Consider the following 26,120-nt stretch of genomic DNA (forward strand, 5'->3'; position numbering starts at 1 on the left):
GTTCGGGGATCAGGCGGTCTGGATGCGGTGCTGGGCGCCTTCGGCCACGAACGGGCGGTAGCGCTCGAAGTTCGCCCGCAGCGGGTCGGGAAAGTAGTCGTCGGCCTGCACCGTCGTCCAGGCGTAGCCGGCACGCCCGTAGAGGTCGGCCCCGCTCGCCACGATGCGGTCGATGTCGATCGCTTCGATGAAGCGTTCGTCGTTGTATTCCTGATGCGCGAAGTTGCGCAGCTTGCGCTGCACGTGCTCGACGTCGCCGATGTAGGAGAAGTGCCAGCCGGCGTGGGGATAGACGCGGGTGTTGGCCGGCGGGTTCTGCGACAGGGCGAAGCGGGCGTTGCGCGCGCCCTGCGGGGTGATCTGGGCGATGTGCGAGCCGCGCACCGCGACCGTCCACACCACCATGCAGTCGTTGCCGGCGATGTTCAGGTAATTGTACTTGAAGTAGAAGAGCGGCATGCGCAGACCGCTGACGACGGCGCCGTTGCCCGGCAGGGAGGCGATCACCGAGCGGCGCGGGATCTCGTCCACGTCGGAGATCAGCACGATGTCGTCGGGCTTCAGACCGTCGAGCCCGCGCATGATGGCGTTGCGCTGGAAGTTCTCGCGCACCCAGCTGTCGGTCGTTTCCGGCATGTCGCGCACCACGATGTGGGTGATGCGGTCCAGGTAAGGGGCGAACTCGGCCTTTCTCTCCTCGAAGAACAGCGGCTTGGGCAGGCCGGCGTGCGTGGTGTCGGCCTCCACCAGGACGAAGCGATCGACCACCCCGGCAAGTTCTCGGAGGCGCAAGTCCAGCACCTCGAACTCGTTGTAGAAGGTGAAGCAATCGTAAATCATCGAGTGGGTCCGTCGCTCGCCGGGCTTGGCCGGATCATTGCCGCGGCCGTGACGGTATGGCGTCGCCCGGCGCCTTGTCAACGCGCATAGCCCCGCCGGACGGGGAAGCGGGGTGGTTTCCCGGTGACTTCGTCGTTTGTTTTGCGATTGTCCCGGCAAAGCGGATTGCAGCGTCCCCGGATGTGGACTACAGGTTCGTCCGCACCATGGATCCTGGCCGATCCGCGCCTTTCAGGACACGAGCAGCCGATGCAGCATTCTCAGACGTTCATGCGGGAAGCCGCCGAGATCGCCGCCACGATCGACACCGAGTCGATCGAACGACTGTGCGCCGAGCTGGCGGCCCTGCGCGAGCGCGGCGGGCGGCTGTTCCTGCTCGGCGTCGGCGGCAGCGCCGCCAACTGCGCGCACGCCGTCAACGACTTCCGCAAGCTGTGCAACATCGAGGCGTACGCGCCGACCGACAACGTGTCGGAGCTGACCGCCCGCATCAACGACGAGGGCTGGGACGGCGCCTTCGCCGGCTGGCTGCGCGGCAGCCGCGCCGGCGACAAGGACGCCGTGCTGGTGATGTCGGTGGGCGGCGGCAACGTCGAGCGCAAGGTCAGCATGAACATCGTCGAGGCGCTGCGCTTCGCCAAGGAGCGCGGCCTGCGGATCCTCGGCATCGTCGGCCGCGACGGCGGCTACACCCGCCAGGTCGGCGACGCCGTGGTCGTGGTGCCGACCGTCGCCCCCGACCGGGTCACCCCGCACGCCGAAGCCTTCCAGGCCGTCGTCTGGCATTGCCTGGTCAGCCACCCGGCCCTCCAGCAGTCGCAGACCAAATGGTGAGCGGCGGCGCCTCCGTCCGGCGCGCCGTGTTCCTCGACCGCGACGGCGTGGTCAACCGGTCGGTGGTGCGCGACGGCCGCCCCTACCCGCCGGCCACCCTGGCCGAGTTCGAATTCCTGCCCGGTGTTTCCGAGGCCGTGGCCGACCTCCGCGCCGCCGGGTTCGCCGTCGCCGTCGTCACCAACCAGCCCGACCTCGCCACCGGCAAGGCCGACCCCGCCGAGGTCGAGGCGATGCACGACCTACTGCGCCGCACCCTGGGGGTGGACGGCATCTGGATGTGCCGCCACACCGACGCCGACGGCTGCGCCTGCCGCAAGCCCAGGCCGGGCATGATCCTCGAGGCCGCCGCGGCGCTCGGCGCCGATCCGGCCCGCAGCTTCATGGTGGGCGACCGCTGGCGCGACGTCGAGGCCGGCCATGCGGCCGGCTGCCGCACCTTCTTCATCGATTACGGCTATCGGGAGCGCGCGGCGTCCGTCGCTCCCGATGCCGTCGTCCGGGACCTGGCTGAGGCGGCCCGCATCATCCTCGGCAATCAATCCACCAAGAGGAGCATTGGCTGATGCCTCTGACCCGTTTCCAGGACCTGAAGGTCAAGCTGTTCGCCGACGGCGCCGACCTCGCCAGCATCGCCGACCTCGCCGCCAAGCCGTACATCGCCGGCTTCACCACCAACCCGACGCTGATGCGCAAGTCGGGGGTGAGCGACTACGTCGCCTTCGCGCACGAGATGCTGGGGATCGTCGGCGGCCGGCCGGTGTCGTTCGAGGTCTTCGCCGACGACCTGGACACCATGAAGGCGCAGGCCCGGACCATCGCCTCCTGGGGGCCGAACGTCTACGTCAAGATCCCGGTCACCAACTCCGAGGGCGTCTCCTGTGCCCCGCTGATCGCCGAACTGTCGGCGCAGGGTGTCCAGCTGAACGTCACCGCCATCCTGACGCTCGACCAGGTGCAGATGGTGGCCGGGGCGCTCGACCCGGCGACGCCGGCCGTGGTCTCGGTGTTCGCCGGGCGCATCGCCGACGCCGGCGTCGACCCGATGGGGGTGATGGCGGACGCCCTCGGCATCCTCGCCCGCCGGCCCAAGGCCGAGCTGCTGTGGGCCAGCCCGCGCGAGCTGTTCAACGTGGTCCAGGCCGACGCCGTCGGCTGCCAGATCATCACCGTCCCGCCCGACCTGCTGGGCAAGCTGCCGCTGATCGGCAAGAACCTGACGGCCTACTCGCTGGAGACCGTGCAGATGTTCCGCCGCGACGCCGTCGCCGCCGGGTACGACATCCCCGGCACGGCCTGAGCGGAGCCGGCCGGATGGCGCGGGCACTCGTCCTCGGGGCCGGGGGGTTCATCGGCACGCACCTGTGCGCGGCGCTGCGGCGCACCGGGGACGAGGTGGTGGCGTTCGGCCACGGCGAGAGCCCGCCCTGGGCGCAGGACGATCCCGGCGTCGCCTGGGTGCGCGGCGACTTCGCCTACACTGCGCTGGCGGTGGAGGCGGCGCGCGGCTGCGACGCGGTCTTCCACCTGATCGGCAGCCGCTCGCCGGCGCTGTCCGACAGCGACCCCGTCGCCGACCTCGCCGGCACGGTGGTCGCCACCGTGCGCTTCCTGGAGGCGCTGCGCGCGGCGCCGCCGCGCCGCTTCGTTTTCGTCTCCTCTGGCGGCACGGTGTACGGGCCGACCGACCGCCTGCCCATCCCCGAGGACGCGCCGACCGAGCCCATCGGCGCCTACGGCATCAACAAGCTGACGATCGAGAAGTACGTGGCCCTGCACCACCGCCGCCACGGCCTCGACGCCTGCGTCCTGCGCGTCGCCAACCCCTTCGGCGAGCATCAGGTCTGCCAGCGCCAGCAGGGCGTGGTAGCCGCCTTCATCGACGCCGCCGTGCATGGCCGGCCGATCAGCGTCATGGGCGACGGTTCGTCGGTGCGCGATTACGTCTACGTCGGCGACGTGGCCGAGGCGATGGTCCGCGCCGCCCGCTCCCCCGCCCTGGCGCAGCGCGTCCTCAACGTCGGCAGCGGGCGGGGGTGCAGCCTCAACGAGGTGGCGGCGGCGGTCGAGCGGGTGTCCGGCCGGCCGCTGGAACGGATCCACGCCCCGGCGCGCGCCAGCGACGTCCCGGCCGTGGTCCTCGACATCGCCCGCGCCCGCGAGGCTCTCGACTGGCGGCCGGAAACTCCCTGGGAAGCCGCGCTGGAGCGCACCTACCGCTGGGCGCTCGCGCAGAAGGGCCCGGCCTGAGGCGCGCCGCGCAAGAGGCTTGCTCCGCCCCGCGGCAAGAGTGTATGGCCTCACATCGGACACCAGAAGGCGGCTCCGTTCCTCGTGCCGACACCGCCCTCCCCGCTCCCCAAGCCTGACCCGGTGCCATGAGAGCCCTCTTCGTCCACCAGAACGCCCCCGGCCAGTACGCCCACATCATCCGCCGTCTGGTCGCCGTTCCCGGCAACGAGATCGTGGTGCTGACCCAATCGACCGAGCGCCACGTCCCCGGCGCGCGCACGGTCGTCTACCCGGCCCCGGCCGGCCCGCCCACCACCGGCGTGCGCAACCTCGCCACCACCGAGACGGCGCTGCGCAACGCCGAGGCGGTGCTGCAGACGGCGCTGGAGCTGAAGCGCGGCGGCTTCCGCCCCGACGTTATGATCGGCCACAACGCCTGGGGCGAGACGCTCTTCCTCAAGGACGTCTGGCCGGACGTGCCGCTGCTCTCCTACTTCGAGTTCTACTATCAGGCGCGCGGCGCCGACTGCGGCTTCGATCCGGAGTTCCCCTCGGACTTCGGCGACTTTCCGCGCTGCCGGACGCTCAACACCGTCAACCTGCTGGGCCTGGAGGCGGCGGACTGGGGGCACTCGCCGACCGTGTGGCAGTGGAGCCGCTTCCCCGAACGCCACCGCCAGCGCATCTCGGTGTTCCACGAGGGCGTCGACACCCGCGCCATCCGGCCGAACCCGCGGATCCGCCTGCAGCTGCCCAACGGCGGCCACGTCGGCCCGGACGACGAGGTGATCACCTACGTCTCCCGCTCGCTCGAGCCCTACCGCGGCTTCCACGTCTTCATGCGCGCCCTGCCCGAGATCCTGCGCCGCCGCCCGCGCGCGCAGGTGATCGTGGTCGGCGGCGACGACACCAGCTACGGCCCGAAGCTCGGCGGTGGCCGGACCTTCCGCGAGGCGCTGCTGGAGGAGGCCGGCGACCGCCTCGACCGCAGCCGCGTCCATTTCATGGGCCGGGTGCCGCGCGCCCACTTCACCGCCATCCTGCAGGCCTCGGCGGTGCACGTCTACCTGACCTACCCGTTCGTGCTGTCCTGGTCGATGATCGAAGCGATGTCGGCGGGCTGCCTGGTGCTGGGCTCGGCGACGCCGCCGGTGCAGGAGGTCATCCGCGACGGCGAGAACGGCCTGCTCGTCGATTTCTTCGACGTCAAGGGCATCGCCGACCGCATCGACGAGGCGCTCGACCACCCCGACCGCATGGCTGGGCTGCGCCGCCGGGCGCGGCAGACCGCGCTGGAGCGCTACGACATCGAGACCGTCTGCCTGCCGCAGATGGAGCGCGTGCTCGCCGACCTGATCGCCGGCCGCACCCCGACGGCCGGGCCGCTGCCGCTGCCCGAGGGCGCGGGCGAGCCGGCGCCGGCCATGCCGCAGGGGAACTACACCGTCGCCGACGCCATGACGCTGGCCCGCCAGGCCGAGGCGCGCGGCGACGCCGCGGTGGCCGAGGGGATCTACCGCCAGCTGATCGACCAGCGTCCGCAGATGCACGAGGCGCTCTACGCCCTCGGCCTGCTGCTCTACAAGGCCCGGCGCTTCGCGGAAGCGGTCGCCTGCGTGACCCGGGCGGCGGCGGCGATGCCAGAGGTCGCCGTCTACCACGCCGACCTCGGCGTGATGCACAAGGCGCTGAACCAGCAGGAGGAGCGGCTCGATTGCTACCGCCGCGCGCTGGCGCTGGAGCCGAGCCACACCCTGACCCTGATGAACCTGGGCTCGGCGCTGATCGACCTGGGCGAGGAGGAGGCCGCGGAGGCCGCCTGCCGCCGCGCCGCCGCCGTCAGCCCCGGCCATTACGGCTCGCTCTCCAACCTCGCCAACGCGCTGGCCCGGTTGTGCCGGCTGGACGAGGCCATCGCCATCTACCGCCGGATCCTGGAGCAGCGCCCGCAGGACGTCGACGCCAACCGCAACCTCGGCATCTGCCAGCTGCTGCGCGGCGACCTGGTGGAGGGGGCGGAGCACTACGAGTACCGGATGCTCTCGCCGGAGATCCAGCCGCGCGAGTTCGGCGAGCCGCGCTGGAACGGCGAGCCGCTGGACGGTCGCACCGTCCTGCTGCACGCCGAGCAGGGGCTGGGCGACACTCTGCACTTCTGCCGCTACGCCGCCATGGTCAAGGCGCGCGGCGGGCGCGTGCTGCTGGAGGCGCACCGCTCGCTGGTGCCGCTGCTGCAGGGGCTGGAGGGCGTCGACCGGATCGTCACCTACGGCGAACCGCTGCCCGCCTTCGACGTGCACTGCCCGCTGCTCAGCCTGATGAAGGCGTTCCGCACCGATCTGGCGACCATCCCGGCCAAGGTGCCCTACCTGTCCGCCGACCCGGCCCGGCGCGACGCCTGGGCGGGGAAACTGACGCGGCGGCCGGGGGCGCTGCAGGTCGGGCTGGTGTGGGCCGGCAGCCCGACGCACCTGAACGACCGCCACCGCTCGCTGCCGCTGGAGCTGCTGAAACCGCACATCGAGGCGCTGCCGGACGTCGACTTCCACAGCCTGCAGGTCGGCCCGGCGCGCGAGCGGGTCGCCGCCGCCGGCCTGTCCGAACGGCTGCCGGACCTGGGCGGGCAGGTCAAGGACTTCGCCGACACCGCGGCGCTGGTCGACCAGCTAGACCTGCTGATCTCGGTCGACACCTCGATCGTCCACCTCGCCGGCGCGCTCGGCCGGCCGGTGTGGACGATGGTCACGTTCGCCCCCGACTGGCGCTGGCTGCTGGGGCGCGACGACAATCCCTGGTACCCGTCGCTGCGGCTGTTCCGCCAGGACGCGGGCCGCCGCTGGGAACCGGTGCTGGAGCGCGTCTTCGCCCAGCTGGCGGCCTTGCGTCCGGCGGTCCGGCGCTGACGCCGTGACCATGCCTGGCGCGGGCGGCTGCCGAATTGACGCCCCCGGCGGGGGCGGCTATAGCTGAAGGCCGGTTCGTACCCTCGGCATCCGGGACTTCAGGCGATGGACACCCACATGACTTCCGCCGACACGGAAAACGCCGAGGCCGTGGCAGCCCTTCCGGTGCCCGATCTGCCGCCGCGCATCCTCATGGACCTGCGCACCGACTGCAATCTGAAGTGCCCGATGTGCATCGTGCACGGCGACCCGGAGAACCCGGCCGTCAAGGGGATCCTGCGCCGCTCGATGTCGGTCGAGCAGTCCCGCCGCATCCTTGACGAGGTCATGGCGGCCAAGCCGCTGATCCAGCCGAGCCTGTGGAGCGAGCCGACGCTCGCCCACGACTTCCAGGAGCACGTCCGCGCCATGAAGGAGCGCGGGGCCACGGTGGCGATGAACACCAACGGCCTGCTGCTCACGGAAGCGACCGCGCGCTTCCTGGTCGAGGCCGGGGTGGATTCGGTATCGGTCTCCGTGGACTCGATGACGCCCGAGACCCTGATGAAGGTTCGCGGCATCAACAAGCTGGACAAGATCCACCGGGGCATCGAGAACCTGCTGGCCGCCCGCGGCGACGCCGCGACGCCGCGCATCGGCGTGTCCTTCACGCTGCAGGACGCCAACCGGCACGAGCTCGACGCGTTCGTCGCCCACTGGACCCGGAAGGTCGACGTGGTGCGGGTCGGCGAGCTGTTCATCGGCCCCGACGGCTTCCCGAACGTCCGCACCGCCGGCCCGCGCCAGCCCTGTCACGCGCTCTACTCGACCATGGCGATCCACGTCGACGGCAACGTGTCGCTCTGCTGCCTGGACGGCTTCGGCGACACCAACGTGGGCAACGTGTTCAAGGACGGCGTGCGCGGCGTCTGGCACGGCCCCAAGCTGACCGAGGTCCGCCGGCTGCACGAGCAGGGGCGCTACGACGAGGTGCCGTTCTGCACCAACTGCGACCGCTGGGCCTCGAATGCCTACGAGGAAGAGATCCGCGACGGCCTGCTGATCCGGCGCTCGGCCGAGTACACCTACTACAACCGCATCGACCGCCTGACGAACTGGACCGGCAGCCTGCAGAACACCCACGCCTCCCCCACCCTGGCCCAGGCGGGCCAAACCGCCGGGGACGCGACGGACGGGCAGTCCGGGCGCGGATGACGTCCGCTGCCGCACGCGCCGTCCGCGAACTGCTCGACCGGCTTGCCGTTCCGCGCGACGGCGTGCTGATGCTGCACAGCGCCTTCGCCGTCCCCTCGCGGGCCGGGCTGCGCGCCGAAGCGGTGCTGGACGCGCTGGCCGCGGAGATGGCGCCCGGCACGCTGCTGATGCCGTCCATGAGCTGGCGGGCCGTCAACCCGGACAACCCGGTGTTCGACGAGCTGGCGACGCCCTCGATCACCGGGATCCTGAGCGAACTGTTCCGCACCCGTCTGGCCACCCGGCGCAGCCTGCACCCGACCCACGCGGTGTCCGGGCTGGGGCGGCAGGCCGACGCGCTGCTCGCCGCCCAGCACCTGGCCGGCGACACCCCCTGCCCGCCGCGGAGCCCGTGGGGCCTGCTCGACGACCACGGCGCCAAAGTGGTCATGCTGGGCGTCGGGCTGGAATCCTGCACGCTGATCCACCACGTCGAGGAGGAGGTGGCGCCGGGCCTCTACGTGCAGCCGCCGGAGCGCCGGGAACGCTACGTCTGCCGCGACCGCCACGGCGCCGAGTTCGTCGTCCACACCCGTCGGCACCTGCGCCTCAGGCGCGACTTCGCCCAGTTCGCCGGCCTGCTGGAGGCGCGCGGCGCGTTGCGCCGGGCCGAGTTCGCCGGGGCGCCCTGCCTCGGCTTCGCCGCCGCCGACTTGGTGGCGGTGGTGCGCGCCCGCCTGCGTGAGCGGGCGGACGCGATCATCCTGCCGTCTCCCGCCGATGCTATCTCCACCCCCGACCGCCCCGCATGACCTCCACCTCTCTCGCCCACGCCTTCGCCTTTCACCAAGCGGGCCGCCTTGCCGAAGCCGAGGCGGCCTACCGCCGCTTGCTGATCGAGCAGCCCGCCGAATCCGACGCGCTTCACCTGCTGGGCGTGGTGATGTCCCGCCTGGAGCGTGTGGAGGACAGCGCACGCCTGATCGCCCGGGCGGTGCGCCTGGTTCCCACCCTGGCCGAAGGCTGGTACCACCTCGGCATGGCGCTTCAGGCACTGGAACGCGCCGAGGAGGCGATCGCGGCGCTGCGCCGGGCGGTGAGCCTGCGTCCTGGCTTCGTTCTGGCTCTTCACCGCCTTGGCTTTCTCCTGGAGAGTGACGGCCAGCGCGGCGCGGCGGAAGCGGTCTTCCGCGAGGCCCTGGCACACGACCGCTCCGCCGCTTGGCTGTTCCTGCCGCTCGGCCATGTCCTGCAGGAGGACGGCCGCACGGCCGAGGCCGAGGCGTTTTTGAAGCGCGCCCTGGCTCTGGAGCCTGCCTATCCGGAAGCCCTGAACGCGCTGGCCCGCGCCGTCTATGATCAGAATCACCTGGAAAAGGCCGCCGTCCTCTACCGCCGTGCGCTGGCCTCCTCCCCCGGCCTGCTGTCCGCCATGGATGGGCTGGGACGGACATGCCACGCGTTGGGTCTAGGCCGGAAGGCCCTGGAGATCAGCTGGCGCTGCCGTGCCGTGCACTACGGCAACCTGCCCCCACGTCCCGGCCCGGCGGCCGATTACGACGCCATCCTCGACCGGATCGACGCCGCCGTGTCGGCGCACGCCGACCCGACGGACAGCACCATCTACATCCACGCCCGCACCGGCGCCCTGGGCCACGTGTTCACCGAGCCCTCCGCGGTGCGGTCCTGCCGCGAGCGGCCGTACGAACGCGTGATCATGCTCGGACAGCCGCGTCGGCTCTTCCCCAAGATCAATCCGCGCATTTTCGATGTCGCCATGCGTGGGGTGACCTATGTGGAGACCATCGATTACGACGTCCTGAACCTGTCCTGGCGGAACAACGGGGCCTTCGTGCGCGGCCGCACGGGGTATCTGCTGTACGATCATCATTATGTGATCCGCGAGGTGTTCCGGAACCTGCGCCGCGGCGACACGCGTGCGCATGTGGACCTCACCGCCGAGGAGATGGAGCACGGCCATGCGGCGGCCCGGCGCATGGGCATCCCCGAGGATGCCCGGGTGGTGGTCCTGCATCTGCGCGAGGCCGGTTTCCACAGCCTCGTCACCCAGTTCTCCTACCGCGACGCCACCGCCTCCCATTACCACGCAGCGCTGCGTTACCTGGTGCGCCAGGGCTTCTTCGTGGTGCGGGTGGGCGACACCAGCATGACCCCGCTGCCCGATTTCGGGCCGCAGGTGATCGACGCGCCCTTCTCCCCGTTCTACGACCCGATCGCCGAACCGTACTTCATCCGCCGCTGCCACTTCATGATCTCGTCGTTGTCCGGGCCGCACGAATTGGCACGGGGCTTCAAACGGCCGATTCTCACGCTCAACGTGCCAATCTGCTCGGTCGATTTCCCGGAGGCTCCGGGATTGCTCGCCTTCAAGAAGTATATGGACGTCTCCGGCACGGTCCCGCGCCCGATGAGCTTCCGGGAAATCCTTGAGCGCGATCTTCACGACACCTATTCGACCTACGACCTGATCCGCAAGAAGGTCCAGGTGGAGGAGTTGTCGGCCCACGAGATCCTGGCGGTCACGCGCGAAATGGTCGAGTTCATGGACCGGGGCCTGCACACGGACTCCCTCTCCTCGCCGGTGCAGAGCGCCTTCATGACGGTCGCCGAGGCGGAGAACCGGCGGGCGGAAGGGGACTGGAAGCGCGCATCGCGGAACCTGGACTGGTTCGGGTACGCCACACCGCTGTCCCGCATCTCCGAGGAATACTGTTTCTACCACCCGGATTTCCTCGACCTCCCCACCTGAAGACCGCCCGCATGGAACCCTGCAGCGTCAATCCGTTCCTGACCTCCGACACGCCGCTGCGGGCCAGCGACGCGGTCGCCGCCCTTCTGGTGCTGGAGGACGGGCGCTACGCCCTGCAACTGCGCGATCCCCTGCCGCAGATCTGGTTTCCGGATCATTGGGGGCTGTTCGGCGGGGCGATCGACGAAGGCGAGACGGCCGAACAAGCGCTCGTGCGCGAACTGCGCGAAGAGCTTGGGTTCGAAGCCGATCTGGCGGCCGTGCGCTGGTTCACCGACTTCGACTTCGACCTCCGCCCGTTCGGCCAGACGGTGTGCCGGCGCAGCTACTTCATCGTGCCGGTCACCCAGGCGGACGTGGACCGCTTCGACCTGCGCGAAGGGGCGGCGGTCGCCACGTTCGCCGCTGCGGACATCTTCTCCCGGCTGCGGCTCACACCGTACGATTCCTTCGCCCTCTGGCTGCACGTCGCCCAGCGGCGGCTGGCGGATGCGGAACCCACATGACGGCAGCGCTGGCGGAGCAATCCGCGGCCCGAGCCGGATTCCGCCCCTAAAGCGGATTGTGATCCGCTCTAGATTCATATGGCCTCATACCAAAGGCGCTTGATGGCTTCCATCGAGCGCCTTTGGTTCAAACCCGGCAGCACATTGCACAGCAATGTGCGGGAGGGTCATGCGGCCGGCCGATCTTGGAAGCCTCCAGGCGCCGGCCGTATCACACGCCGGCCGGGCTTCGGGCTCTCGGCGGATCTTCGATCCGCCTGACGCCGTCAGCGCTGGCTTTGCCAGCGCGAGAGGCGCACGCGCGCCCGGGACCGCAGTCGCGGTCCAGATCGGATCGCAATCCGATCTAGGCCAAGCGCAGCGTGTGCAGGCCCTCGTCGCTCGGCGCGAAGTTGGCGTTGTGGAACGGGTCGCGGCCGAGGAAGTCCGACCAGCGCGTGTGGAAAATCTCGAACTCGCGGTTGCGCGTCGTCTGGACCAGCTGATTGTCCAGCGTGGTCTTCACCGAAATCGACTCCATGTGGATCAGCACGGAGCGCGGGTTGAACACGATGTCGGTGCCGACGGCGCGCGCCCGCAGGCAGAGGTCGACGTCCTGGATGTAGGAGGCCAGCAGCGGGTCGAAGCCGTTCATCGCCTCGAACAGGCTGCGCCGCATGACCAGCGCGGCGCCGGTCAGCACGCTGACGAAGCGCGGCGCGCTCGCCATGAAGCCGTAGTCCTCGTCCGGCAGGCGGGCGAAGCGCAGGGTGTGGCCGGCGACGTTGTTGAAGCCCAGGTACATGCCGCCCTGCTGCACGCGCTCGTCCGGATAGACCAGCAGCGGCCCGGTGATGCCCACCCGCGGGTTGGCGAACGGCGCCAGCAGCTCCTCCAGCCAGTCCTCGCTGATCGGGACGATGTCGTCGTTGAGGAACAGCAGGAACTCGCCTGTCGTCCTGCGGACGCCGAGGTTGCACTGGCGGGAGAAGTTGAACGGCTGGTCGAAGCGGACGATGTGCACCCGCGGGTTGGCGGTCAGGTCGTCGAGCGTCGACAGGGCGTACTCGTTGCCGGTCTGGTTGGACACCACGACCACCTCGCGCACCAGCCCGGCCGGGTAGCGCAGCAACGCGTTGACGATCTGGCGCAGCAGGTGCCCCTTGTCCTTGGTGCACAGCACCACCGAGACCGAACCGGCCCCGGCTGCATCGGTCGCCGTCGGAGCTTCCGGCGCCAACGGGTAGCGCAGCGGGGTGCGGCGGCGCACCAGGTCGGTGCGCTCGCGCCGGAGCGTTTCCGTGCTCTCGCTCAGCTCGATCAGCGGCACGGCGAGGTGGCACTCGGCGTCCCAGTCCTCGCGTGCGTACACATCGCCCATGATGCGCACCGCCAGATCGCGCGGCGTCACAGACCCGGCGAGTTGCGCCTTGGCCTCCCGCCCGCGCGCCAGGAAGCGGGAGCGGAAGTAGTCGCAGTTCAGCGCGTGGCAGTAGTTGACGCCCGGCAGGAAGAGCGGGTGGACCTCCTCCCTGTCGCGATAGTAGAGGTCGAGCAGCACGATCGCGCGGTCGAACAGCCGGTAGACGGGCAGCGCCGCCGCCAGTTCGGCGCGCACCGCGTCGCCGGGGCGCAGGAACAGCAGCAGATCCTCGTCCCCGGCCAGCGCCACCGCCTCGGCCAGGGTGGCGCATCGGTGCAGGGCGGGCGCCCCACCGGACTCGGCTGCGGACGTGGGCGCCGCGGCGCCATAGCTGACGATGGACACCGGGAACTCCGCCGCCTCGGCCAGACTCTGCAGCGCCGCCAGCGACGCCGCGACCCGCTCGTCCAGGCCGGGACCACCGTCTCCGCCCTCGGCCCCGCCGTCGCCCCCGGCATCCGCCCCGCCGCTCAGGTCGAGCACCGCCCACAGCCGCGGCGACGGAGTCGCGCGGGAGGGCAGGCGCTGCGCCGGGCGGATCAACTTCTCGTTGAGGACGGGGTCCAGGAAGCGGGTCCACTCCGCGTCGGACAGGCCGTAGCGGGTGTTCAGCGACACCACCGGGGCGGTCGACTCCAGCAGCCCGGCCGGCCGCGGCGGCGGCAGGGCGCTGGCCGGCACCGGGCCGTCGAGCGGCCGCTGGTGGTGCACCATGAAGTTCAGGGCCATGCGCAGCTTCAGCCGCAGCAGCTGGAAGCCGCCCTGGCGGTAGGCCTCGACGACTCGGCGGAGCAGACTCCACAGGCCCCAATGCCGGACGGCGAAGCGGAGCAGCTGCGGCAGCACCTGTTGCAGGCGCATGACTCGGTTGAATATCGCTCGCATCCGCATGGCCATTACTTGGAACACCCGCCCTGTCGGGAAAGAAACTTCGATGACGCGGTCGCACGGAAAAGGGCCGGCGCAGCACTGCCGGCCCCGAGGCGATGCCGGCGGTAAAAAAGCAGATCACCCTTTGGGTGTCCAGGACTACCGGTGTCGCAGCGTCTGGAAAGAAGGCCAAAACAGTACTATGCCATCATGGAACCCGCGCCATGCCGGACCGGCATTCCCGCCGCGCGTCGGCGGCCTGGACCGCGTCCGCCCGCCACCGTATACGGTACCCGCAGACGGGGAGCCGGGCGATCGCGCGCCCGACCCGGCCCACCCGGCCCGGCAAGGAGAGCGGTTCGTGTCCCTGGTGTTCCTGCATTCGAGCTTCCGCACCTCCAGCACCTGGCTGTGGGACCGGTTCCGGCGGCTGCCGGAGACGCGGGCCTACTGCGAGGTCTTCCACGAGATCCTCGCCACCCTGAAGCCCGGCGACGTGAACACCCACACCAGCAACGGCTGGCGGTCCAAGCACGGCGACGTGGCGCCCTATTTCCTGGAGTTCCTCCCCGTCCTGCAGCCGGAGGGCGGCGCGCGGCACTACCGCGCGGGCATGGCCTTCGACCGCTACGTCCCGGCGGATGGGCTGCGCGCCGCCATCGGCGCGGACGAGGAACGCCACCTCGCCAGCCTCGTGGAACTGGCCGAGGCGGAGGGGAAGGTCGCGGTGCTGTCCTGCACGCGCTCGCCCGGCCGGCTGCGCGGCATCCGCGGCCGGCTGGGCGGCTGGCACGTCTTCCTGTACCGCGACCTGTACCAGCAGTGGATGTCCTACGCCAGCCTGGGCCACCACGCGAACCCGTACTTCCTGAACACGATCCACTACACCATCGACCGCAACCGGCACGACCGCTTCCTCGCCCGGCTGGGCGGGATGCCGCTGCACGGCGTGGCGCCGGGCATGGCGATCGGCGACGGGCGCCTGCAGGCGGACGAGGACGGCCTCGTCGTCTTCGCCGGGCTGCACCTCTACCTGTCGATGAACGCCGCGGGCGCCGCGGACTGCTGCATCGACGTCAACCGGCTGTTCCGCGAGCCGGCCTACCGGCAGGACGTCGAGGCGCGCATCGCCGCCGGCACCGGGCTGGCGGTCGACCTGTCCAGCGTGCGCGACGGGATCGAGTTCGCCCCCTTCTTCGTGGCCGACCGCGCGGCGCTCGCCGCCCGGCTGGAGGCGGTGTTCGCCGCGGCGGTCGACGCCCTGGAGGGCACGGAGGAGGAGCGCACGGCCGCCGCCGCCTTCGGCCGCGGCATGCTGGACACCCTGCTGGCCAGCCTGGAGCGCCACCAGTTCGACATCGCCGCCCTGAAGCCGGAGCTGGCGGAGCGCGACGCCGCCCTGCGCGCCGCCCGCGAGGAGGCCGCCGCCCTGCGCCGGCGCCTCGACGAGCGGCCGGCCGGGGCAAGCGCCACGGATGCCGCCGCCCGCGTCGCCGAGCTGGAGCGTGCCCTGGCCGAGGCCTCGGCGGACGCCGCGCACTGGCGCCGCTTCTGCGCCGCCATGTCGGACTCGACCAGCTGGCAGGTTACCCGGCCGCTCCGGTGGGCGCGCCGTACGGCGCGTCGGCTGCTGCCCTGACTCCCCGCGGACGGGCCTCGGCGATCCAGTCCGCCAGCGCCGCCGCCACGCCGTTCCAGCGCGGCAGGGTCAGCCGGGCGATCTCCCCGGTGATGCGCCGCGCCGCGTCATCGTCCATGAAGGCGCGCACCGCGTCGGCGATGGCCGCGGCCGTGGGCTCCGGCAGCCGCACCTGCCCGTGCGCCGCGATGCAGCCCACCGACGGCACGTCGGCGGCGACGATCACCGGCACCCCCAGCGACAGGCTCTCCAGCGGCGGGATGCCGAAGCCTTCGGACAGGCACGGGTAGACCGTCGCCCGGCTGCCCTGGATCAGCGCCCGCATCTCGGCGTCCGAGGGGTTGTTGACGTGGCGGAAGCGCGGCTGGCCGTCCTGCAGCGCGTGCAGGCGGCCGAGGATCCCCGGGTCGGCGGTGGCGATGCGGCCGGCCAGCGTCAACTCCGCCTCGCAGCCCTCCGCCCACAGCGCGGCGAAGGCGTCGAGCAGGGCGGCGACGTTCTTGCGCGGCTCGATGGAGCCGCAGAACAGGAAGCCCCGGCGCGCCGGGTCGAAGGCTGGCGCCGCCGTGCCCAGCCCGTCGCCGCCGAGCACCAGCACCGGCCCGGTCGGCCGCTCGGCGCGCAGGATGCGCGTCAGGTATTCGCGGCGCGTGCGCTCGGAGATGAAGGAGGCGTGCTTCACCGCGCGGGCGAAGTCGAGGTACTCGGCGGTCCACACCGCCACCCCCTGCTCGCGCCACTCCGGGTGCAGCCAGATGAACCAGTCGATGAAGACGGCGAAGGTGAAGTCCGGGGCGCGCCGCAGCACGTCCATGTGGAAGGTCAGCCGGGCGTCCCGGTAGAACAGCTCCGGCACCAGCAGGGCGCGGTGCGCGAGCACCTCCGCCACCGGCACCGGCTCCGAGACGGCCTCGGCCGCCCGGCGCAGCCGCTCGCGGATCTCGGGATCGTCGTCGGCGCTGGCGAAGTAGCCGCGCATCAGCCCGGCGTAGCTGTCCGGCAGGTAGCGCAGCCGGGCGGCCTCGTCGATCACCGCCAGCCGCAGCGTGCTGGGCTCCGGCCAGTCCAGGATGGTGTGCAGCACCAGGCGCTGGATGCCGGTGCGCATCGGGTTGGCGGCGAACTCGGAGATGTCCACCAGGATCCGGCGGTCGGGCGTCATTCCACGGCTCCGAGCACGGGAACCGGCGCCGGGGCGAGCGCCTCGAACAGGGCCGCGCCGCACGCCTCGGCGCCGTGGCGCTCCAGGTAGGCGTCGCGGTCCGGCGACGCGCGCGGGGCGCGGTGCCGCCCGCCCTCCACCAGCGCCAGCACCGCCTCGGCGGCCAGGACGGGGCTGAGGCGGTCGCCGAGCCGCGCGCAGAAGCCGGGGGCGTCCGCCGCCCGCGCCTGGGCCTCGGTGGTGATGGTCGGCAGGCCGGCGGCGATGCAGTCGAGCAGGCTGCCCGACACCACCCCCTCGCCGTAGGTCCGCAGCTGCAGCGCCACGTCGGCCGCCCGCAGCCAGTCGTCGTAGACGGCGTCGTCCGCCCAGCCGTCCATGAAGCGGCAGCGCTCCTCCAGGCCGAGCCGGGCCACCAGCCTGCGCAGCGCCGGCCCGACCGCCCCCGGCGGCCCGACGAAGGTCAGGTCGGCCGGCACGCCCCAGGCGAGCAGGCTGCGCAGCGTCCAGATCGCGCCATCGGATCCCCGGCTCTCCGCCACCGCCCCGAACGCCGCCAGCTGCAGCCGGTCCTCCGGCAGGCCGAGGCGCCGGCGCGCCGCGGCGCGCGCCTCCGGCCCCAGGTCCGCGTCGGCGAAGCGGCGGGTCGGGCAGGCCGGGATCCACCGCACGTCCTCCCCCCGCTCCCGCAACCGGCGGTGCAGGTCGCGCGACGACACGATCAGCGGCCGGGCGACGGCCAGCGTCTCGTCCAGCATGGCGTCGGGCAGCTCGTCCTTGAGGCGCTGGCGGTGCCGCAGCTCCCCGGCGGGGATCTCGCGGCCGATCCGGCGGCCCAGGACCCGCGCCACCGCCTCGGCGCCGCGCTGCGCCACGCTGTGGTCGACCAGCTGGTGGCCGTGCAGCAGGACGGCGCCGCCGAAGCGCAGGGCCAGGTCGAAAATGGCGAGCTCGCCGCCCCCGGCGCCACCCTCGGCCCCGCCGAGGACCGTCAGCACGCGGTCGTAGCGGTCGGACAGGTAGGGCAGCGCCGACAGCGGCAGCAGCGCGCGCACCCCGTCCGTCGGCCGGGCCGGGCGGTCCGGCGTCAGGCCGGGCGTGTAGACGTCGATGTCGGCGTGCCGGCCGAGCGCCCCCACCTGGGCGGCGGTGCGGGCCGCCACGCCCGACGGCGCCGGCGGCCAGGACGCCACCACGGCGATCCGCGGCCGGGCCGGCCAGGAGGCGGACCGGGCGGCGGCGGCCGGAGCCGGGTCCGCGGCGAAGCGCTCCTCCCAGGCGGCGGCCAGCGCCGTCCAGACGCGCTCCGCCGCCGTGGGCTCGTCAGGGGCCAAGCCGGTGACGGCGATGCGCTCCCGCAGGACGCCGAACGCCGCCGTCATCCGCCCGGCGACGTCCGGGCCGGTGGCGAGGATGCGGTCGTGGTGCGGCGCCCAAGCCAGAGCTTCGATCCGCTCCAGCCGGTCGCCGGCGCCGTCCGGCAGGGCGTGCAGCAGCGCCGCCCGCAGAACCCACCCGCCGAGCGTCCGGACATGCGGCATCGGCGCCAGCCCGGGGACCAGGGACTGCAGGAGGACGGCGCCGCGCGGCGCCGCCGGCAGCGCCCCCCACGGCAGGAGGCGGTCGACGAGGGCGGCGGCGTCCAGGTCCGGCAGGGCCGGGTCGGCGAGGCCGGTAAGGCGCGCCCCGTCCGGCAGCCGGCGCCGCGCCTCGCACAGCACGGCGGCGAGGTGGCGGGCTGCCGGCCCGTCCTTCAGCGCGGCCGCCTGCAGGGCGCGGATATCGGCGTAGACGTCCCGCACGCCGGTCACCGGTCGAGGCTGGCGACGCCGAGGACGATCCGCTCGACCTTTTCCGCGGCTTCGTCCATGCCGGCGGCGGCGGCGGTGCGCAGCGCCTCCATCTCGGCGGCGATGTCGGTGCGCAGGCCGTGGACGGCGCCCTCGGTGCGCACCTGCGCCTCGGCGAGCCCCTGCGCGCTCGACGCCAGCAGGTGGTGCAGCTCGCCTTGCGACTGCGCGATGCCCTGGCCAGTGGTGGAGAGCAGGTGGTGCAGTTCGCCCTGCGCCCCGGCGATCCCCTGGACGCTGGTGGCGAGCAGATGGTGCAGCTGGCCCTGCGCCTCGGCGAGGCCGCGCGCCGTGGCCTGGATCTGCTCGGAGATCTGATCGAGCCGTGCCGACAGGTGCCGCTGCTGCGCCTGCGTCTGCCGGATCTCGTTGAGGACGGGCCGGAACAGCAAGGCAAGCAGGCGTGAAATGATCGATTTCATGGTGCGAGCGATATCCTGTTCCGTGCCCCGTCCTGTACCGCCGCCCGGCTTACCAGCCGGACTCCGGCCGCTCCAGGCGGATCCCGGCCGGGACCTCGATGGGTTCGCGGAAGACCCGCTCCCCGACCTCGAGGTCGCCGGGCAGGTCGAGGTGCGCCGGGATGTCCCGCTCCAGCGCGATGCCCGCGGCCTCGCGGAACAGCTCGCGGTGGATGCGCGACCAGCCGTACAGCTTTTCCCCGTCCATCCCCGCCTCGCGGGCCAGCTCGAACACCATCGGCATCAGCAGGGCGTGCCAGCGCATGCGGTGGCGCGTCCAGCTGTTGTGGGCGTTGCCGACGATGCCGATCGGCGCGAACCACCAAGCCGGCGTGTGGCGGTAGTTGTCGAGGATGATCCGGGTGGTCGGCACCGACTCCACCAAGTCGATGAACGGCACCCCGGTGAACGGGTGGTTGAAGCACGCCGCCAGGATGTCCGAGCGGAAGATGATCGCGTAGACCGCGGTGAACAGGTTGTCGTGCTCGCCGGCGGCCTTGCTGACCGGGTACAGGCCCGACGGCATCGGCTCGGGCGCCAGCGGCTGGCGCTCGCGCACGAAGATGTCGGCGCTGTCCATCGGGCTGAAGGCGGCGCGGTGGTAGACCCCGAAATTGACCACCCCCAGCGGCAGCGCCGGCTCCTCGCGCAGGACGCGCAGCACCTCGGCCAGGGTCTCGGGCATGATGTAGTCGTCGTCGCCGGTCACCCAGACGTGCCGGCTGCCGCGCAGCATCGAGCAGACCCGCAGGTTGCCCAGCATCCCCGTGTTGGCACTGTTGCGGTGGAGCGTGCACTGCGGGTTGCCGGCGAACTGCTGCAGCCGGGCCCAGCTGTCGTCGGTGGACGCGTTGTCGACCACCACCAGCCGCACCTCCGGGCCGTAGGGGGCGATGGCCTCCAGGACCCAGCGGGCGTTCTCGCAGACGAAGGCGGCGCGGTTGTAGGTGGAGATGACGATGGACAGCCGCGCCGCCGGGGCCTCGCTCTCGGCCTGCCAGCGGCGGGCGAGCCCCATCAGCACGCGTTCGTCGTCGGCCCACCGCATCCGCTCGGCGCGGCGGCCGGCCAGCTCCTGCAGCGCCCGGCACAGCCCGGCCTCCATGGCCTCCGCGTCGGCGTCGCGCACGATGCGGGTCGGCAGCAGCCGCGGCCAGCCGTCCTCGCGCGCGGCCTCGACGAAGGCGCGGTAGGCCTCCTCCGAGCGGAACGCCGCGGCGTCGGCCGCGTACAGCAGGGCGCGCGCCGCCGCCGGCAGGGCGCGCAGCTCCTCGGCCGAGCCGGGGAAGGCGGCGCCGGTCAGGCCGGCGGACTCCGCGGACGGCAGCAGCGCCGCGGCGTCGAGCGCGCGCGGCAGGGAGACGAAGCGGACCGGTGTCGTGCCGACGGTGGCCTCGCGGACGCGGACTCCGGCGGCCGGCTCGGCCTCCGGCGGGCGGACCGCCGCCAGCGCCTGCTGCGCCCGGGCGTCGGTGTCCTCGATCAGCCGGACGACGTCGGCGGCGTAGTCGCCCCAGGTGCGCAGGCGGCGCTCGGCGATCTCGGCGCACAGGCGCTCGCGCAGGGCGGCGTCGCCGGCCAGACGGCGGATCCCGGCGGTCAGCGCCTCCTGGTCCTCGACGTTCACGGTCAGGCAGCCGCCGCCCTCGGCGATCTCCGCCATCGAGCCGAAGTTCGCGGTCAGGCAGGGGACGCCGCGCGCCACGCTCTCGGCGATCGGCAGGCCGTAGCCCTCGTCGTTGGAGGCGAAGACGGTGAACAGCGCGCGCTGGTAGCAGTCCTGGATGAACGCTTCGCTGCTGTAGTCGCAATAGGTGATGTTGGGGTTGGCATCGACCTGCCTGTGGAACTCCAGCGCGCTGTCGGGGTGCAGCGAGCCGATGACCACCACCTTCAGCCGCGCCACCGCCGGGTCGGCGGCGGCGGCCTGGTTGAAGGCCTTCAGCACCTCGACCTGGCGCTTGCGCGGCTCGACGGTGCCGACCATCAGCACCGTGTCGCGCTGCCCGTCCTCCGGCGCCGGCAGGGCGACGCGCTCGCCCTCCGGCAGGGGGACGGCGCGGATCCGGGCGGTCACGCCGTCGGCGTCCACCCCGCCCTGGGCGTAGAAGTCGGCCAGCACCGTCCCGACATGGTGCGAGATCGGGACGATCAGGTCGCTGCGGGCCAGATCGATGCTGTAGCGCAGGTGCGGCGGGCGGTAGGTCTGGTAGTGCGGGTTGGTGACCGGGATCAGGTCGTAGAAGACGCTGGCCACCCGCACGCCGTAGTCGCGGCACTGCGAGATCACGCGGGCGAACGTCTCGTTGCCGTCGGGCAGGTGGTAGGCGATCTCCGGGAACACCAGCCAGTAGCGCTTGCCGGGGTCGAGGGTGGCGGAGAAGCGGTCGTTGACGCGCCCGGCGTACGGGTTGACCCGCACCCCGGCGGGCAGGGTGCGCGCGCGGAACAGGGACTCCAGGTCGCGGCGGTCGAAATAGCCGAGCTGCCCCTGCGTCGTGTCCCACTTGACGAAGTCCACCGGGGCGACGCCGGACAGGCGCCGGGCCAACTCCACAGTCACGCGGTGGATGCCGGAGCGGCGCTCGGTGGCGGCGGTCGACTGGGCGAACAGAAGAATGTGGAGCGGGAGGAGGCCGTTTCCGCCGCCCTCAGCCGGCCGGCCGGCGCTCTCCTGCGACGCCGAGGACCGCGGACGTGGAGTGGTGTCGAGTACCGCAACGCTCATGCGACCATATTCCCTGAGATACCTTACAACCGGAGTCGACAGCCGTCGCGGACCTAAAACAGGTTTTCCCTGGAGAAGCAAGGATCCGGCAAGGCCACGGCATCCTCCTCGCCATGCCGGCGCCAGACGCTAGCGATCTTCCCCCGTGCATTCAACTGTAGCCTAACGGAAAACCACCCCGTCCCGGCGCGGGGCGGGGCACGTTGCTGTTGGTGTGCGGGATGGAATTGCTCTATACCCTGCACGGCTTGCCGGAGAGGCCCGGCGGGAACGGCTTCGCGAGTTCGAGGTGTACGGGGTGCGTTGCGACAATGTATACAGACGCTCCAGGCTCGGCGCGGCCATTCCACCGGCGGGGGAGAGCCCCGTTTCGCGGCCGGCCTTCCTTCCGCAACCGGGCCGCAGCCCCGTGGACGGCAGGCAGGCGGGCATCGCCCGCGCATAGCCCGAAGCACTGAATTCATGACCATCGAAGCGAAAGACAGCATGCTCGCTCCCGTCGCTCAGACCCCGGCCGGGCGGCCCCGCCGCTCACGCACGGAGGCCGCGCTGCACGACATCGCCGACGGAACGCGACGGTGGTGGATGTGGACGGCGATGTCGTGGCAGGACATCCTGCAGCGCTACCGCGGTTCGGTGCTGGGGCCGTTCTGGCTGACCCTCAGCATGGCCATCGCCATCCTGGCGCTCGGCTTCCTGTATTCGGAGCTGTTCCGCCTCGACGTCCGCACCTACCTGCCCTACCTGTGCATCGGCCTCGTGATCTGGACGCTGATCGCGTCGCTCCTGCAGGACGCCTGCTCCACCTTCATCGGGGCGGAGCAGATGGTGCGGCAGATCAAGTTGCCCTACAGCGTGCATGCCTACCGCGTCGTCTGGCGCAACCTGATCATCGCCGCGCACAACATCGTCGTGTACGTCGGCGTGGTGATCCTGTTCGACCTCAAGCTGAGCCTGGTGTCGCTGATCGCGGTGCCCGGGCTGCTGCTGATCCTGTTCAACGGCTTCTGGGTCTCGGTCATGCTGGGCATGATCTGCAGCCGCTTCCGCGACGTGCCGCAGATCATCGCCAGCCTCATCCAGATCGCCTTCTTCGTCACGCCGATCATTTGGAGCCCGGACCTGCTGGAGCACCGCATCGGGTTCGCGCACTGGAACCCGCTGTTCGGCTTCATCGACCTGATGCGCGCCCCGCTGCTGAACCAGTACCCCCACCCGACCTCGTGGATCACCACGCTGCTGGTGACGGCGATCGGGGGGACCGTGTCGTTCCTCTTCTTCGCCCGTTTCCGGGCCCGCATCCCCTACTGGGCGTAACCGATGGCCTCCATCAGCTTGAACGACGTCACGGTCGAGTTCCCGATCTACCAGAGCGGCGGCCGGTCCCTGAAGCGGGTGCTGCTCGACGCGGGCACCGGCGGCCGGCTTGGGCGCGACGGCAGCAACCGCGTGCTGGTGCGGGCGCTCAGCAACCTGACGGTCGATGTCGCCCACGGCGAGCGCGTCGGCCTGATCGGCGGCAACGGCGCCGGCAAGACGACGCTGCTGCGCGTGATCTCCGGCATCTACGAGCCGGCGCGCGGCGAGGTCGCCGTCAGCGGCCAGGTGTCGCCGCTGCTGGACGTCGGGCTCGGCCTCAACATGGAGGCGTCGGGCTACGAGAACATCTTCCTGCGCGGCCTTTACATGGGCATGCGACCCTCAGAGATCCGCGAGCACGCCCGCGAGATCATCGATTTCACCGAGCTCGGCGACTACGCCGCGATGCCGGTGCGCACCTATTCGGCGGGCATGCTGCTGCGCCTGTCCTTCGCGGTGGCGACCTGCGCCAACCCCGAGATCCTGGTGATGGACGAGTGGGTGCTGGCCGGCGATGCGCACTTCCTGGGCAAGGCGCGCCGCCGGCTGGAGATGTTCATCGACCGCTCGAGCATCCTGGTGCTGGCCACCCACACGGAATCCCTGCTGGAGGAGTGGTGCACCAAGCTGATCCTGCTCGACCGCGGGTCGCTGGTCGCCGTCGGCTCGCCGAAGGACATGATCCGGCTCTACCATGAGCGCGCCGCCGAGAAGGCGGCCCTGCAGCCGGCGCCGGCCTGATCCCGTCCCGACCCAGCCAGCCCTCCGCCAGCCAGCCAAGCACCCCATGACCGGCCAGCCCCCCCTGTCCCGTCCCACTGTTCCCGATGCCGCCGACCTGCTCGCCCGCATCGGCCGGGTGCGGGCCGGGCGTACCGAGGTGCTGCCCGAGGGGACGGCGCCGGCCGCCGCGGCGCCATCCACCACGCTGCGCCCGCCGCCACCGGGCGAGAAGCGGGCGACACGCGTCGGCGAGTTGGACATCCGGCGCCGGGTCTATCTGGTCACCGAGTTCCTCGGCTACAGCGACGCCGACTTCGTCCGCAACGCCCACATCGCCATCCTGAAGCGCCTGCCCTACCCGGCCGAGGCCAAGCGCCGCGTCGCCGACCTGCGCCGCGACGGCGGTCGCGGGGCGCTGCTGTGCCGCCTGCGCTTCTCCTCGGAGGGGCGGCGCACCGGCGTCTGGCTGTGCTTCCTGCTGCCGTGGTTCGGCATTGACCTGCTGCGCAGCGCGGTGACGCGCCACCGCCGGCCGCTCGCCGACGGCCCTCGCCGATGACCTCCACCCCGCTCTACGTCCTGTCAGCGCCGCCAGCCCTGGCGCAGGCCCTGACCGGGCGTGGATTCGCCGTGCAGCCGGTCCGCTGGGACGCCGAACGCCACACCCTGGTGGCGGCATCCGGCCCGTCCTCATCGGGAGAGCCGCTCCACGTCGGCCCCGGCGCAGCGCCGGCCCTGCAGGATCGCTGGCTCCTCGCCGCCGCCGCCGAAGACCTGCCGCCGCTGGCGGCCTACGCCCGCTGTTACGGCCTGCGGCTAGCAGCGCTCGGAGGGGAGGACCGGGGCGGGCTCGCCGACCTCGTTCTGCCGCCCGGTGACGACTGGGCGGTGGCGGCCGAAGCCCTGGCGGATCATACCGGACTGCGCTGGCTGGCCGTCTGGAGCGCCACGGCGGAGGCCCCGGAGGCCGCGCTGCCCGGCCTCGGCCCGGCACTGCGGCGGCTGGGCGTGGCCCTGGCCGGTTGGCCGGCGCCGGAGCCGCCAGCGGTTTCAGGAGGCCTGCCGGCGGACTGGGTGCTGGTGCCCGACCAAGCCTGGGCGGACCGTCCCGGAGCCGTCCGCGGCATGGTGGACGAGGCCCACGCCCGCGGCTTTCGCGTCGCTTTCCTGTGCCGCGGCGGCAGTCTGCCGGCGTGGCCCCCGGACGGCAACGACCCGGCCACGCAGGCGCGCGTCGAGCTACTGGCGGCGCTGGCCGACGCCGACGCCGTGCTGACCGACTCCGAAGCCGCCGCCGCCGCGCTGCTCGCCGCCGGGCGCCGCCTGTTGCCCAAGCTGAACGGCCTGTCCTGGCGGGTGGCGGCGTGCCCGCCCCCGGCGGAACCGGCCGATGGGGTCAACTCCGCGGCATGGCGGGGGCACGCCCGCGCCGTCGCCGCGGCGCTGGTCCGGCGCGCCCCGGCGACCGCACCGATCGCCGTACCGGCCGATGATACGGACAACGGCGCCGGCCGGCCGGTGCTGACCATCGCGATCACCACCTACAACCGCAGCGTCTGGCTGGCCGCCAGCCTGCGCCGCGTGCTGGAGCGGACCCGCCCCTACGCCGACGCGGTGGAAGTGCTGGTGTGCGACAACGCCTCGACCGACAACACGCCGTCGGTGGTCGCCCGTTTCGCCGGGGAGCCGCATCTGCGCACGCACCGCAACCCGGTCAACGTCGGCATGCTGGGCAACCTGGGCGTCACCGCGCGGCTGGCGCGCGGCCGCTTCGTCTGGCTGCTCGGCGACGACGACCTGTTGGTGGACGGCACGGTGGAGGACGTGCTGGAGGGCATCCTGCGGCACCCCGACATCCACATGGTCTATCTGAACTACGCCTGCACCGGCCTGAAGACGCCGCCGGCACCGGAGGACGAGGACGCCCTCGTCCGTTCCGCCACCCCCGTCGCCGACGGCGGGCCCAACCGTTACGTGCCGGCACTGCGCACGGTGGCGGCGCTGCACGAGAACCTATTCACCGCCATCTACACTTGCATCTTCCGCCGCGACCACGCACTGCTGGCCTACGGGCAGGACGTCGCCGGCCCGCCCTTCTCATCGCTGGAGTGCAGCGCGCCGTCGGCCCCCTACGCGCTCAAGGCGCTGCTCGGCCGGCCGGCCTACTGGGTGGGGCGGCCGGGGCTGGTGGTCAACCTCAACGTGTCGTGGAAGGAGCACGGCCTGCTCTGGCTCCTGGAGCGGATGCCGGAGCTGTGCGACCTCGCCGAGAGGATGGGCGCGGATCCAGCCGGACTCGACGCCTGCCGTGCCAATCTCTGCCGCGCCGCGGCGGAGAACGTGCGCGCGCTCTACTTCTCCGCCGGCGCGGCCGCGCGGCGAAATTTCTCGTTGGCAAGGCTACTCGAACGTTGTAAGCACCTCGACGATTTTCGGTACTATCAGGTTCCACTTCTCTGGGACCTGTACAGGCGTGCGCATTCGGCGGGGCTCGCCGCAGGCGAACCGCCTCCCGAAGAGCTCTTCGCCCAATACGGGCTGCCGATCGGCGAGGCGCAGCTTTCCCGTCACGGCTGAGTTGAAAGCGTTGGGACAATCCGGACGGATTGCCGTAATAAGGTGGAATGCGAGCGGCCTTCGCTGCAAGGCAGGCGACGCAAGGCAGGCT

The 26,120-nt window shown here is 71.8% G+C and carries 20 protein-coding genes; 14 read left to right on the forward strand and 6 right to left on the reverse strand.

Translation table 11 applies throughout. The annotated features are described in order from the left end of the window. Positions 1-9 precede the first annotated feature (9 nt). Positions 10-999, reverse strand: a complete 990-nt coding sequence (locus TSO221_RS05435) for a hypothetical protein (RefSeq protein ID WP_348770252.1) — start codon at positions 997-999, stop codon at positions 10-12. A gap of 90 nt (positions 1,000-1,089) precedes the next feature. Here TSO221_RS05435 and TSO221_RS05440 point away from each other — a divergent pair, with 90 nt between their 5' ends. The 9 genes from TSO221_RS05440 to TSO221_RS05480 all read left to right on the forward strand — a co-directional run bounded on the left by TSO221_RS05440 (position 1,090) and on the right by TSO221_RS05480 (position 11,258). Next, the gene (locus tag TSO221_RS05440) at positions 1,090-1,674 is read left to right on the forward strand and encodes an SIS domain-containing protein (protein ID WP_109117465.1); all 585 of its coding nucleotides are present in this window, start codon (positions 1,090-1,092) and stop codon (positions 1,672-1,674) included. Continuing rightward, entirely contained in the window at positions 1,668-2,240 is a 573-nt protein-coding gene (locus tag TSO221_RS05445; protein ID WP_109117466.1) for an HAD family hydrolase, read from the forward strand. Before TSO221_RS05440 ends, TSO221_RS05445 begins: the two co-directional genes overlap by 7 nt. Beyond that, complete coding sequence (locus TSO221_RS05450) at positions 2,240-2,974, forward strand: transaldolase (RefSeq protein ID WP_109117467.1); 735 nt, start codon at positions 2,240-2,242, stop codon at positions 2,972-2,974. The genes TSO221_RS05445 and TSO221_RS05450 overlap by 1 nt, the downstream gene beginning before the upstream one ends. 14 nt (positions 2,975-2,988) lie before the next feature. Next, positions 2,989-3,924: an NAD-dependent epimerase/dehydratase family protein gene (locus TSO221_RS05455; protein ID WP_109117468.1), complete on the forward strand. Its 936-nt coding sequence runs from the start codon at positions 2,989-2,991 to the stop codon at positions 3,922-3,924. Between the two features lie 128 nt (positions 3,925-4,052). Next, positions 4,053-6,809, forward strand: coding sequence for a glycosyltransferase (locus tag TSO221_RS05460; protein ID WP_109117469.1), 2,757 nt, complete (start codon positions 4,053-4,055; stop codon positions 6,807-6,809). Between the two features lie 117 nt (positions 6,810-6,926). Then, positions 6,927-8,003 (forward strand): radical SAM protein, encoded by a 1,077-nt coding sequence (locus TSO221_RS05465; RefSeq protein ID WP_109117499.1) that lies wholly within the window; start codon positions 6,927-6,929, stop codon positions 8,001-8,003. Then, the gene (locus TSO221_RS05470; RefSeq protein ID WP_109117470.1) at positions 8,000-8,794 is read left to right on the forward strand and encodes an AAC(3) family N-acetyltransferase; all 795 of its coding nucleotides are present in this window, start codon (positions 8,000-8,002) and stop codon (positions 8,792-8,794) included. The genes TSO221_RS05465 and TSO221_RS05470 overlap by 4 nt, the downstream gene beginning before the upstream one ends. Then, the gene (locus tag TSO221_RS05475; RefSeq protein ID WP_109117471.1) at positions 8,791-10,752 is read left to right on the forward strand and encodes a TIGR04372 family glycosyltransferase; all 1,962 of its coding nucleotides are present in this window, start codon (positions 8,791-8,793) and stop codon (positions 10,750-10,752) included. Before TSO221_RS05470 ends, TSO221_RS05475 begins: the two co-directional genes overlap by 4 nt. A gap of 11 nt (positions 10,753-10,763) precedes the next feature. Continuing rightward, a complete protein-coding gene (locus tag TSO221_RS05480; protein ID WP_109117472.1) occupies positions 10,764-11,258 on the forward strand; it encodes an NUDIX domain-containing protein in 495 nt (164 codons plus the stop codon). Positions 11,259-11,604: 346 nt separating this feature from the next. On the opposite strand, the gene TSO221_RS05485 is transcribed toward TSO221_RS05480, so the two are convergent. Next, positions 11,605-13,521 carry a glycosyltransferase gene (locus TSO221_RS05485; RefSeq protein ID WP_109117473.1) on the reverse strand — a complete coding sequence of 639 codons (1,917 nt, stop codon included), beginning with the start codon at positions 13,519-13,521 and terminating at the stop codon, positions 11,605-11,607. 370 nt (positions 13,522-13,891) lie between these two features. Between TSO221_RS05485 and TSO221_RS05490 the strand changes: the two genes are divergently transcribed. Then, a complete protein-coding gene (locus tag TSO221_RS05490; protein WP_109117474.1) occupies positions 13,892-15,169 on the forward strand; it encodes a hypothetical protein in 1,278 nt (425 codons plus the stop codon). On the opposite strand, the gene TSO221_RS05495 is transcribed toward TSO221_RS05490, so the two are convergent. The 4 genes from TSO221_RS05495 to TSO221_RS05510 are packed head-to-tail and all read right to left on the reverse strand — an operon-like array spanning position 15,117 to position 21,370. Beyond that, positions 15,117-16,331, reverse strand: coding sequence for a glycosyltransferase (locus tag TSO221_RS05495; RefSeq protein ID WP_109117475.1), 1,215 nt, complete (start codon positions 16,329-16,331; stop codon positions 15,117-15,119). The two genes, TSO221_RS05490 and TSO221_RS05495, sit on opposite strands and share 53 nt — an antisense overlap. After that, entirely contained in the window at positions 16,328-18,133 is a 1,806-nt protein-coding gene (locus TSO221_RS05500) for a glycosyltransferase (protein ID WP_146208712.1), read from the reverse strand. The genes TSO221_RS05495 and TSO221_RS05500 overlap by 4 nt, the downstream gene beginning before the upstream one ends. Before the next feature lie 5 nt (positions 18,134-18,138). Next, entirely contained in the window at positions 18,139-18,603 is a 465-nt protein-coding gene (locus tag TSO221_RS05505) for a hypothetical protein (RefSeq protein WP_109117477.1), read from the reverse strand. Positions 18,604-18,652: 49 nt separating this feature from the next. Continuing rightward, on the reverse strand, positions 18,653-21,370 hold the full coding sequence (locus TSO221_RS05510; protein WP_109117478.1) for a glycosyltransferase: 2,718 nt from the start codon (positions 21,368-21,370) through the stop codon (positions 18,653-18,655). 462 nt (positions 21,371-21,832) lie between these two features. On the opposite strand from TSO221_RS05510, the gene TSO221_RS05515 reads away from it, so the two are divergent. Genes TSO221_RS05515 through TSO221_RS05530 form a run of 4 tightly spaced genes read left to right on the forward strand, consistent with a single transcriptional unit; the run spans position 21,833 to position 26,029 of the window. Beyond that, complete coding sequence (locus tag TSO221_RS05515) at positions 21,833-22,687, forward strand: ABC transporter permease (protein WP_109117479.1); 855 nt, start codon at positions 21,833-21,835, stop codon at positions 22,685-22,687. A 3-nt stretch (positions 22,688-22,690) separates the two neighbouring features. Continuing rightward, positions 22,691-23,470 carry an ABC transporter ATP-binding protein gene (locus TSO221_RS05520; RefSeq protein ID WP_109117480.1) on the forward strand — a complete coding sequence of 260 codons (780 nt, stop codon included), beginning with the start codon at positions 22,691-22,693 and terminating at the stop codon, positions 23,468-23,470. Between the two features lie 46 nt (positions 23,471-23,516). Continuing rightward, entirely contained in the window at positions 23,517-24,011 is a 495-nt protein-coding gene (locus TSO221_RS05525) for a hypothetical protein (protein WP_109117481.1), read from the forward strand. Beyond that, entirely contained in the window at positions 24,008-26,029 is a 2,022-nt protein-coding gene (locus tag TSO221_RS05530; protein WP_109117482.1) for a glycosyltransferase, read from the forward strand. The genes TSO221_RS05525 and TSO221_RS05530 overlap by 4 nt, the downstream gene beginning before the upstream one ends. Positions 26,030-26,120 lie beyond the last annotated feature (91 nt).

This window comes from Azospirillum sp. TSO22-1 (assembly GCF_003116015.1).
In the GTDB taxonomy this organism is placed as follows: Bacteria; Pseudomonadota; Alphaproteobacteria; order Azospirillales; family Azospirillaceae; genus Azospirillum.